The 10,996-nt window shown below is 36.1% G+C and carries 8 protein-coding genes; 1 reads left to right on the top strand and 7 read right to left on the bottom strand.

Annotated features, from left to right (window positions below):
- Positions 1-13 precede the first annotated feature (13 nt).
- Positions 14-2,281 carry a DNA internalization-related competence protein ComEC/Rec2 gene (locus I6F48_RS09960; protein WP_197119330.1) on the bottom strand — a complete coding sequence of 756 codons (2,268 nt, stop codon included), beginning with the start codon at positions 2,279-2,281 and terminating at the stop codon, positions 14-16.
- On the opposite strand from I6F48_RS09960, the gene I6F48_RS09955 reads away from it, so the two are divergent.
- Positions 2,261-2,767, top strand: coding sequence for a DUF2062 domain-containing protein (locus tag I6F48_RS09955; RefSeq protein WP_007586895.1), 507 nt, complete (start codon positions 2,261-2,263; stop codon positions 2,765-2,767). The two genes, I6F48_RS09960 and I6F48_RS09955, sit on opposite strands and share 21 nt — an antisense overlap.
- A gap of 121 nt (positions 2,768-2,888) precedes the next feature.
- On the opposite strand, the gene I6F48_RS09950 is transcribed toward I6F48_RS09955, so the two are convergent.
- The 6 genes from I6F48_RS09950 to pyrD form a co-directional block, all read right to left on the bottom strand.
- Complete coding sequence (locus I6F48_RS09950; RefSeq protein ID WP_024589193.1) at positions 2,889-4,634, bottom strand: DUF3466 family protein; 1,746 nt, start codon at positions 4,632-4,634, stop codon at positions 2,889-2,891.
- An 11-nt stretch (positions 4,635-4,645) separates the two neighbouring features.
- Complete coding sequence (uup, locus tag I6F48_RS09945; RefSeq protein WP_010552661.1) at positions 4,646-6,559, bottom strand: ATP-binding cassette ATPase Uup; 1,914 nt, start codon at positions 6,557-6,559, stop codon at positions 4,646-4,648.
- A 15-nt stretch (positions 6,560-6,574) separates the two neighbouring features.
- Positions 6,575-6,814: a glutaredoxin family protein gene (locus tag I6F48_RS09940; RefSeq protein WP_007586898.1), complete on the bottom strand. Its 240-nt coding sequence runs from the start codon at positions 6,812-6,814 to the stop codon at positions 6,575-6,577.
- Positions 6,807-8,924 (bottom strand): bifunctional 23S rRNA (guanine(2069)-N(7))-methyltransferase RlmK/23S rRNA (guanine(2445)-N(2))-methyltransferase RlmL, encoded by a 2,118-nt coding sequence (gene rlmKL / locus I6F48_RS09935; RefSeq protein WP_007586899.1) that lies wholly within the window; start codon positions 8,922-8,924, stop codon positions 6,807-6,809. Before rlmKL ends, I6F48_RS09940 begins: the two co-directional genes overlap by 8 nt.
- A 357-nt stretch (positions 8,925-9,281) precedes the next feature.
- The gene (locus tag I6F48_RS09930; protein ID WP_007586900.1) at positions 9,282-9,812 is read right to left on the bottom strand and encodes a cell division protein ZapC; all 531 of its coding nucleotides are present in this window, start codon (positions 9,810-9,812) and stop codon (positions 9,282-9,284) included.
- A gap of 117 nt (positions 9,813-9,929) precedes the next feature.
- On the bottom strand, positions 9,930-10,940 hold the full coding sequence (gene pyrD, locus I6F48_RS09925; protein ID WP_197119329.1) for a quinone-dependent dihydroorotate dehydrogenase: 1,011 nt from the start codon (positions 10,938-10,940) through the stop codon (positions 9,930-9,932).
- Positions 10,941-10,996: the final 56 nt, after the last annotated feature.

Genomic DNA, 10,996 nt, shown 5'->3' with positions numbered 1-10,996 from the left:
ATAAAACTAAACGTCAATCTTTGATAAACCAGTAACTTTCCTGCCCTCTTGCTGTTTCTATAGCCAAATTCTTTGCATAAAATTTAATACTAATTTGCCCTTCAACGCCTGTCGTAAATTGCTGAGCATTTATTTGGTTATACCGTTCAACGACAATGGGCTTGGGGAATTCCCATTGCCCTTTATAGGCACTTGAATGAATGACTACTTGGGGAGCAACGTTATTTATAAAATTAACACTTGAGGATGTATCGCTGCCATGATGCGGGCTTAACATTACTGTACTTTTTAATGATGTATTATCCGCTAATAACGATGCTTCACGCGCTTTTGATATATCACCAGTAAGTAAAACGCTATGAGTATTATCTGATACCCTAACAACGCATGAATCATCATTTTCATTTCCAAACCCTTTTGTACTAAAGCTTTGTACTTTTAATCCAGCAAAATCAATGTTTATGACTTCACATACATTATGTGTATTTTTAGGATGAAATTGTTGTAATGTTTCACCAAAGCCAGCATCTATGAAATGTTGTAATCCTCCAGCATGATCATTATCTTCATGACTTAGAATCGCCGTTTTCACTGTTAAATTATTTGCTTTAATATAAGGCAATAAAATACTTCGCGTACGGCTAAAGCGATTGAAATAACTGGGGCCAAAATCATAAATAAGCACTTGATTATCTTTTTCAATTAATGCCATAAGTCCATGCCCAACATCAAATACATGTAGTTGCCACTTAGACTTTTCTGTTAGCCAATAATTTAATAAAAGCGTTATTGCTGGAATAAAAGCGAGCCATTTATAAGGAAGAAAATAAACCATCAACATAATAATATAAGTAAAAACGACAAATATTGAGTCAATTCTGCCAGTCGTTATCCACCTTAACGATTCTGGTATTTCATTAAGCAATTTAAATAGCGCATATAAGCCAGTATCAAACAGGTTTATTAAAATACTTATATCTAAGAAAATACTCAGTAATGTAAAAACAATTAAAAAAGGTAAGATAATGATTGAAAGCAGCGGTATAGCAATTAAGTTTATTATCAAACCCGCAATACTTACCCCATTAAAAAAATAGAGTGAAAGTGGCAATAAACCAATAAATAACGCTATTTGAATAACAAACAGTGAAATAACTTTATTTTTTATGCGAGTGTTTAATATTGGTAATTTATTAATAACTGTAAAAATGATAGCAACAGCTAAAAATGAAAAGTAGAGACCTGGATTGAGTAAATTAAATGGGTTAACAATAAGAACAATAACCAAGGCAAATAAAATGCTCCGCCAACGCAGCGGCTGCTTAGCAAGAAAATACAATAATAAATAACAACCCAGCATGATAAGCGCTCGCGTTGCAGATACTAAAAAGTCACTTAAGTATACATAAACCAAGGCTACTAAAAATCCGCATGAACTGTAATAAAGAGTCAGGTTGGATGATTGCCCAATCGAAGAATTAATCTTTGCAAAAATGAATCGAGTAAATAGATAACCGAAGCTAAAAATCAAACCAATATGTAACCCCGATATAGCAAGTAAATGACTTAGCCCAAGAGATTGCATTAATTGTTTATCAGCGTAGCTCATCAAAGATTTTTCACCGCTAAGCAATGCATAATAGAGCCACTGTAGTTTTGTATCCGTATAAGTGTTTTTAAGGAAGTGTTGATAATCTAAAATTATGCTTTGTTTGTCGCTATTTATAATATTAAGATTTTTATTAAGTACTTTACCTTTAAATAATATTCTACTTATAAAAGCATAACGTTCATTATCAAATACATTAAAATTTTTATTACTACGAAAATGTTTTAAATGAATTAAAGCAGAAAATTCATCACCTACTATTAAAGACTGTGCAGAATTAACACTGAGCATTGCTTTGGGTGCTCTAAAATCCGAGAAATTACTCCCTTCTAATGCCACTATTTTAACTTTAATATATTGAGGTTTTTTGTCAGAAATAACCTCTTCAACAATTAATGTAGAATCAAGTGCATACTTTTCATCCGGTTTTGGTATTTCAAAACTATAAAATAGGTAAAAATGCAGTCCGACAAAGCAAATTGCGCAAATAAAGCCTAACAATACGTTTGAAAACGGCTTAAAATAAGCGCTCATTATTACAATGAAAATTGTGAATACTGTAAATTCGAGAGTTTGATAATAAAATACGGTTGCTATACAGCCAATTACAAACCCAAGACTTATCCACACTGATGTAAATGGTTGCTTTAAATGGCTAAAAAAACGATCCAAAGATTTTTACCTGATCCAAATAAAATTAGACATCATAAATCACTAAGAATATTTGGACGCCTTTTACAAGATGCAAATCTTTGGCATTTAAATAGACGTTCTGCTCGAGGTGCATTTGCAGTCGGGTTATTTTTTGCTTTCATCCCTGTTCCTTTTCAAATGGTTTTAGCAGCAGCCGGCGCTATATTATTTAGAGTTAATTTACCTATCTCAGTAGCACTAGTATGGCTTACAAACCCTCTAACTATGCCACCTATTTTTTATGGCTCATACTTAGTGGGTACATTAATACTTAATCAGCCTGAGCAACACTTTGTATTTGAAGCTAGTTGGTCTTGGTTTCTAGAGAGCATAGAAACTATTGGTCCTGCATTTTTACTAGGTTCGTTAGTATGTGCTTCTATTGCATCAATTATCGGCTATTTTGGTATTGATATTATTTGGCGTCGTTCTGTTAAAAAGGCATGGTTATCGCGAAATAATTAGTAGCGTTAAAGCTAAATAATAATTATAAGATTCATGGCAATCCTAATCTTATAAAATATTATAGACGAAAAAAAACCAACTTTATTAAGTTGGTTTTTTTTATAATCAATATTAGTAAACTTTAAAAGCGAAATATACGTCTTAAGCCAACTAATGGTAATAGCAATAATGTATACCAAGGAAAGCTAGCAGAGTTACGCTCATACACTTCTGCTTCTACTGGAGCACAGTTTTCTACTTCACCATTTGCAATTGGCGTTAACTTAACTGCAACTGCAATACTTTCGTATTCAATTTCACCATTGATATCAGTTACAACACCGCCTAAAGAATCAAGTTTTTCAACTGTCTTAGTCGCAGTACCAAATATTTCATTATTTTCATTGATAGCTGTTGCTTCAACCATTGAGTAAGCGTAGTCAGTTTCGCCATCAGTGTCATAACAAGGCAGTAAATCATTCAAATTAGTGATTTTATCTTCACCAATTTTGTAAATAAAGGCTTCTTTGAGTCGTGAACTATCAGATACACCCACTTCCCCTTCGCCTACAATATATCCTTGATTATTTATATCGTTGCCATAAGAACTTGAACTTGAAAAATAATCAGTTGGAAAAACTGTATTACCTGTTTCGATGTCATGATAGAAGAATTTATTACGAAGAGTGCCTTCAATACGCTTTGTCGCATAACCTGTAATTACATCATTATCATTAATAGCGATTGATTTACCAGCCTGCCAATCGTCTTCTTGATTAATAAAGTCAGTGACTGCACCGTCTTTAAAATAGACTGGCATTGTAAGGATCGTATCATCATTTTTGTAATAACGCGTATTTGATGAACCTACAATTGTACCGTTGTTGTTCACTGCTAAAGCAGTACTCGTAAATGCGTCATCTTCCGTTTCACCTTCATCAGGTGTAAGTGCCATACCAAGCTCTTCAACAGAAATAATATTTAACGATTCATCAAGTTCCCATTTAACAGCACGCTTATTAAATAAGCCTCGTGAAATATTAGAATTTAATAAGTTGATACACACTGACGTTGGTTCGTCTTCATTATCACAGTTATCATCAATATTATCTTGTCTGTCATCAGGAATACTTGTAGAGATATTACCTACAACAGTGTAACCACTATTTGTTTTGACTATATCGTTAGCGCGGCTTGTGCCGCCGTATTCATTAAACTCAGGCTCTAACTCAACACTTATACTGCCATCAGCACTTATTACAATCCCACGTTCTATAAACTCATGTGTGAACCACGTTTCTGCATCATCTTCACCATCAGGTGTAAAAGACACTTTATCGTAAGGAGCACCGCCCCAACCAACAGTAACGCCGTCTTCACTTACAGCATTAAAAAGGTTAATAGTTGAACGCGTTAAGCCATCATAATCAACAGATGCAACATCAAATAACGGTTGCTCTGTTACTTGTGTGTCATTGTACTTTATGCCAACTAATGAGCTTAATTTTTGATATTCAAAATTTGTAGAAATTGAAGATAAAAAACTAACCATGAAAGTATGTGCATCAGAATTAGTAAGTACTGCATCATTATTTTCAATGTCATCAAGTGTAAAGGTAATCTCTTTATCACTTAAATCAAATGCAGCCTCTGTATTATCGTAGCTATTTTCAATAATATTTTCAGTAAAATCTATATAGCTGATATCAATAGGTAAATTGTATAAACCATTTGCGAAACCAATAATATGCCCGCTTTCGCTTACATCTGTTACATAAGAATATTTAGCGTCTTCAAGAGTCCCTAATTCACTTAACTGGTACGTAGCACTTGTTGCTGAAGTGCTTAATGTCGCTAAAATACTGGCAGCGAGTAATTTATATTTCATTTTAGTCCTTACTACTGATTCTGTAATTCTTCAAGTTCTTCCCAGCGCTCAAGCGCAGCTTCAAGGTCAGACTCAAGTTGTGCCAAATGGTTCAATGCTTTAGTTGTTACATCACTCTCTTGTTTAAAAAAGTCTGAGTCACTAACTACAGCTTGTTGAGCTTCAATTTCAGCTTCTAGTTTTTCCATTTTATTCGGTAGTTGCTCTAATTCAAGTTTTAATTTGTAAGAGAGTTTATTTGTTTTAGCTGCAGGTTTAGCAACTGGAGCGACTACTTTTTCAACTTTTTTTACTGGTTGCTGCTGCGTTTTTTTTTCTTGTTCAGCTAAATAGTTAACGTAAGCCTCATAGTCGCTATAGCCACCTACAATATCTGTAACTTTACCGTTACCTTCAAACGCCCATACACTTGAACATGTATTATCAATAAATTCACGGTCATGGCTTACAATCAGCACTGTACCTTGGTATTGATTAATGATGTCCTCTAGTAACTCTAACGTTTCAATGTCTAAGTCATTCGTTGGCTCATCGAGAACAAGGATATTAGACGGTTTTAAAAACAGTTTAGCTAATAGTAGTCTATTTTTTTCACCACCAGAGAGTGCTTTAACAGGGGTTCGAGCGCGTGCTGGAGGGAATAAAAAGTCTTGCAGGTAACCTAAAACATGACGTGAGCGTCCGCCCATCATCACTTCTTGTTTACCTTCGGCAACGTTATCTTGAACTGTTGCTTCTTCATCAAGCTTTTCACGATATTGGTCAAAGTAAGCAAATTCTAAATTAACACCTTGCTTAGTTATGCCGCTATCTGGTTCTAAATCACCAAACATTAGCTTTAATAGTGTTGTTTTACCAATACCATTTGGGCCTACTAGACCGATTCTGTCACCGCGCATTACCAGTGTAGAAAAATCATCAGCAATAACTTTGTCTTTAAATGCATGACAAAGATGTTGAGCTTCAAATACTAACTTACCAGAGCGATCTGCTGTTTCAATATTGAAATCAGTTTTACCAACTTGGTCAACACGTTGCTTACGCTCTGTACGAAGCTGTTTTAACTCACGAACTCTACCTTCGTTACGCGTTCTACGCGCTTTAACACCTTGGCGGATCCATGTTTCTTCTTCGGCTAAACGCTTATCGAACAATGCATTTTGGCTTTCTTCAACTTTTAAATCATGGGCTTTTTGCTCTAAGTACGTAGCGTAATCACCAGGGTACGAAATAAGCTTACCACGGTCTAAATCTAAAATACGCGTAGCAACAGCGCGAATAAACGCACGGTCATGCGATATAAATACGATTCCGCCTTTAAACTCTTTTAAAAATTGCTCAAGCCACATGACGCTTGCCATGTCTAAATGGTTTGTTGGCTCATCAAGTAATAATAAATCAGGCTCACTGACAAGTGCACGTGCAAGTGCTACTTTACGTAACCAACCACCAGAAAGAGACTCAAGTTTAGCTTCTGGCGTTAATTCTAATTGTGTTAGCACTAATTGAATTCGGCTATCAAAGCGCCAGCCATCAGCCGCTTCTAGTTGATTTGATAAACGTTCAAGCTTGTTTAATAACTTATCAGTACACACTGTTTGCAACTCATTACTTACATGATGAAAATCAATTAGTAAGTTTGCAATCTCAGGCATACCTTGCGCAACATAATCAAATACTGTGCCATTTGCGCCTTTTGGTGGATCTTGTTCTAAACGAGAAATTCTAATCCCGCCTAGCTGATTTATTTCACCATCATCTAATACAACTTCGCCATCAAGCACTTTTAATAGAGTTGACTTACCCGCGCCATTTCGACCAACAACACACACTCTTTCGCCACTTTCTATAACGGCATCTGCTTTGTTAAGCAAAGCATGCGTACCAAAAGCAAGTTGTGCTTTTAAAATTCTAATTAAATCCATAGTTCTTATTTGCTCTTATTCTGCTTGTGCTAAAAATTCGCGCACAGTGTGTAAAGTAAAAGGCCAAAATAATTGCTCGCCTTTTTCACTTTTTAATACAGGAATAGTAATTTGATACTCAGCTATAAGCTGCTCATCAGTCATAATATCGATTAGTAATAACTCACTCGTATTACTAAGTACCTCAGTGATAAGTTGCTCAGCTTGCTCGCACAAGTGGCAACCATCAGTGTGATATAAAACCCATTTAGCCATGTGTGATTAACCAGCTATTATGGATTTTTTTATTACGTTTAAAGTCTGGTGATAACGTTTTATCTGAAATATTAATGGCTTTTAAACCTAGACCAATCAGGCCAACTTCATCTATTACAAAGCCACGTTTGTTATTAGAGAAAATCAAAGTACCCGATGGGCTCAAAATCTTTTTAACCCACGTTAATAATTTAATGTGATCGCTCTGCACATCGAATGCATCTTTCATACGTTTTGAGTTTGAAAACGTTGGAGGATCTAAAAATATCAGATCATATTGCGCCGTTGCGTGCTCTAACCATTTTAAACAATCAGCTTGTTCAAAACGGTATCGTGTATTACTAATACCATTTAAATCAAAGTTATCTTGGCCCCATTTTAAGTAGGTCTTTGATAAATCGACTGTAGTAATGGCTTTAGCACCACCAAGAGCAGCATGTACAGAAGCTGTACCTGTGTATGCAAAAAGGTTTAAGAAACGTTTATCTTTAGCATTTTCTTGAATATAACGGCGCATTAAGCGATGGTCTAAAAACAAGCCTGTGTCTAAGTAGTCAAATAAATTAACTTTGAACTTAGCACCAAACTCTTCAACAACCATAGTACGGTTTTGTTTAGACATAGCGGTGTATTGATCTTCGCCCTTCTGCTTTTTACGTACTTTTACAGCAATGTTTTCAGGTGAAATCTCAAGCTGTTGAGCCGTTAAACTTATTACGTCTTGCAGGCGTTTTTCTGATGTTTTTTCATCAATTTCTTTAGGCGCTGCATATTCAAAAATTACAGCAGAGTCACCATAAATATCTACAGCAACATTGTATTCAGGGATATCCGCTTCATAGACGCGATAAGCATCTATTTTATTTTGTTTAAGCCAGTTTTTTAAGCCTTGCTTATTTTTTTTCAATCTATTTGCGAATGACGTTGAACCTTCAAAATTGAGTGCTTTTTTGTCATCTGTGGTCAAACTTACTTGCTTATCATCTAATTGATATAAGTTAAGCTCAACATCTAATGGGCCATTTTTAAATTTATAACGCTTAAGGCGCACAAGTTTTAAAAGTTTAAATAAGCTCTCGTCCATACCCAATAAGGCAAGTTTCCAGTGATTGAAGTGCTTTTTAAAGCCAACGCCTAAATTACGGTGTAAATCAACAAGCTCAGCCATAGAGCCAATACGCTCACCATAAGGTAAGTTTGAAATTACAACACCCGGTAATTTTGCAACAGCTGTAAGTTTAGTTGCATCACTTTGCTTAAACTTAATCACGTCGTCAAGCTCGGCTCGTTTAGCATTATCAATTGCTTTACTTAATACTTGCTCATCGTAATCGTGGCCAATTAACCACAATTTAGGATCAGTAATATTAGCGAGTAACTCTTCTTTAAGCTCTTTAAACTTAGCGGCTCTAAAACTGGGTAAACGCTCAAAAGCAAAACCTTCACGGAATAATCCTGGCGCTTCGTTTCGCGCCATACCGGCAGCTTCTATCAAAATAGTACCCGCACCACAACATGGATCGAATAAAGGCTGTTTTACATTTTCAAGCCAGCCACTTCGCTTAATTAATGCAGCAGCTAAGTGCTCTTTAATTGGCGCTTTACCTTGGCCTTGGCGGTAACCACGTTCTGACAAACGAGGACCTGAATAGTCAATATACATCGATACGCCGTAACGATTTAATCGTGCAACTACGCGCACGTTAGCATCTTGCTTATCAACGTTAGGACGTTGCTCGTATAAATCATTAAAATAGTCAACAATCGCATCTTTGATTACAAGACCCGAAAATTGCGTGTTTTTTAATGAGTCATTGGTACCGTTGAAGTCGACAGCGAATGTTTGCGTAGGTCCAAACCATTCTTGCCAAGGTTGCGAGCGCGCAAAATTATACAGGCTATTTTTGTCATCTACGCCTTCTTTTTCTTCAATAAGCATAAGCACACGCGTTGCAAAACGAGTTGATAAACAAACCTTTTGCGCAAGTAATGAGTCAGCCTCAAAACGAACAGAACCAACAGTTTGCTTAGACACGGTTGCGCCAAGTTCTGTTAGTTCATCAACCAATAAATTTTCGATTCCGATAGAAGTAAGTGCGATAAATTGCAAAGTAATAACCCTTAATAGCTAATTGCGCAGGATTATAACATAGGTTGGGCGACAAACACGCCATAAAGACACGCTTAAGGCTTAAATTTGATAAGGGTCTGTTGAACTTTCAAGGTTAAATTTGCAGCAGTCTGTTTGGTATTTAGGCAAGGCAGAGCCTATGCAGTGTGGTTATTCCCCATAAATGGGCGAGAACGTAGCATTAATGCCAAACAGGCGCTGCCCAAAGGGTTCTTCCTAGGGGCTATTTACTCTTTGTTGCTCGGTTTTTACTTAGCCCACTAGGTTACAAATCTCGCGCTGCGATTAAATAGCCCCTAGTTTGAACAAATTTTAATCCGCAAAGATCAACAGACCCTACGCGGTTTGACTTTGATATTGCTGATTTAGGATGGGGTGTACTCGATTATTCAAAATACGGATTACTTCAAATTGCGCTAAAGATAAGTTTTCGTCTAATTTAAAGGTTTCACTTAAATTCAAACAAATAGATGCATCAGGACAATGCTCTACAATTAAAAAATCACCTGACTGCGCTTTAGATGTTAATTTTACTATTGCCTCTACGCTTGGCTCTGTCCCGGTATATTCTTCAAAAAACCAACTTTTTGCTAAAACGGGTTTTAAGTGATACTTAACAGCAGTAGCATTTAATGATATTTGACAAATTTGAGCCGCAGACCACAATTCAAATCCATCCAGATAATTATAAACTTGTTCGTAAAATGCAGCATCTTCGAGACTAAAACGTGGATTTTTAAAAACAGAATCGGTGAGCTGTCTTAATTTATAAGGCGTGCATAATTGCATGTCGTCATTTAAATCAAGTAACAAACGATTTTTATCAGGACAAGTAATCCACTGCCATTGCTTTGATGCTTGTAACATTTACTCCTCCTTGGGTATGTTGAATAATTATTGCTCAGAGTATAACCGCTTTTGACCACTTTTAAAATGTTTGCTTAGAACATTTAGCTAACGATCAAAAGCTTAGATAACTGATCCTTATAAGCCGTTAACGATCGACTTTACCAATTGTGGACCTTTGTAGATGAACCCAGTATAAACCTGAACTAAATTTGCGCCTGCATCTAACTTTTCTTTTGCAGATATAGCATCATCAATACCGCCGACTCCGATGATTGGTAGCTTACCTTGTGTTAAGCGTTTTAGTTCACTTACTACCTCTGTAGAGCGCATTCTAACAGGGTGACCTGATAAACCGCCCGCCTCTTGTGCATATTGCTGCCCCATGACTGCGGCTCGTTCAAGCGTTGTGTTTGTGGCAATTACACCATCAATTTTATTATTTAAAAGTGACTCACTTACTTGCTCTATTTGTATTTGATCGAGATCCGGTGCAATTTTTACAAGCATAGGAACTTGCTTATTATGCTTTGCAATTAAATCTAACTGTTCATTTTTAAGACTTTGCAATAAATCGTCAAGTGCAGCACCATATTGTAAATCACGAAGCCCTGGGGTATTTGGTGATGAAATATTTACCGTAATGTATGAGGCATGCTCAAATACTTTACGCATACAATGAATATAGTCATCTTTACCTTGTTCATTTGGCGTATCTTTATTTTTACCAATATTGATACCGAGTATGCCACTGTACTTTGCTGCTTTTACATTTTCGACTAAATTATCAACACCTTTATTATTAAAACCCATACGGTTAATAATTGCGTTTGACTCTGGAAGTCTAAAAATACGTGGCTTGTCATTACCAACTTGAGGACGCGGTGTAACCGTTCCAACTTCAATAAAACCAAATCCCATTTGGCTAAATGCATCTATACATTCTGCATTTTTATCCAGGCCAGCGGCAAGCCCTACTGGATTTTTAAATTCAAGACCTAAAAAGTTTACGGGTTTATCTGAAACACTTTGTGACCAAGCTATATTTAGAGGCGTATTAGCAAAACGACGAAGATTATTAAGTGCAAACTCATGCGCCCACTCCGCATCACGGGTAAACATAAAACGGCGAGCTAAATCATAAAACATCAATATAATCCTCTTTTTAAATTTCAGACAAAAAAATACCTCAGACAAGGCTGAGG

This window comes from Pseudoalteromonas sp. SWYJ118 (assembly GCF_015864505.1).
GTDB lineage: Bacteria > Pseudomonadota > Gammaproteobacteria > Enterobacterales > Alteromonadaceae > Pseudoalteromonas > Pseudoalteromonas arctica.
The sequence above is the reverse complement of the archived record's forward strand: the minus strand, read 5'-3'. Positions and strand labels throughout refer to the sequence as shown.

Coding starts and splice junctions, on each gene's coding strand:
- I6F48_RS09955 (WP_007586895.1), top strand. CDS start 2,261: ATGGCTAAAAAAACGATCCAAAGATTTTTACCTGATCCAAATAAAATT.
- I6F48_RS09950 (WP_024589193.1), bottom strand. CDS start 4,634: ATGAAATATAAATTACTCGCTGCCAGTATTTTAGCGACATTAAGCACT.
- uup (WP_010552661.1), bottom strand. CDS start 6,559: ATGGATTTAATTAGAATTTTAAAAGCACAACTTGCTTTTGGTACGCAT.
- I6F48_RS09940 (WP_007586898.1), bottom strand. CDS start 6,814: ATGGCTAAATGGGTTTTATATCACACTGATGGTTGCCACTTGTGCGAG.
- I6F48_RS09930 (WP_007586900.1), bottom strand. CDS start 9,812: ATGTTACAAGCATCAAAGCAATGGCAGTGGATTACTTGTCCTGATAAA.
- pyrD (WP_197119329.1), bottom strand. CDS start 10,940: ATGTTTTATGATTTAGCTCGCCGTTTTATGTTTACCCGTGATGCGGAG.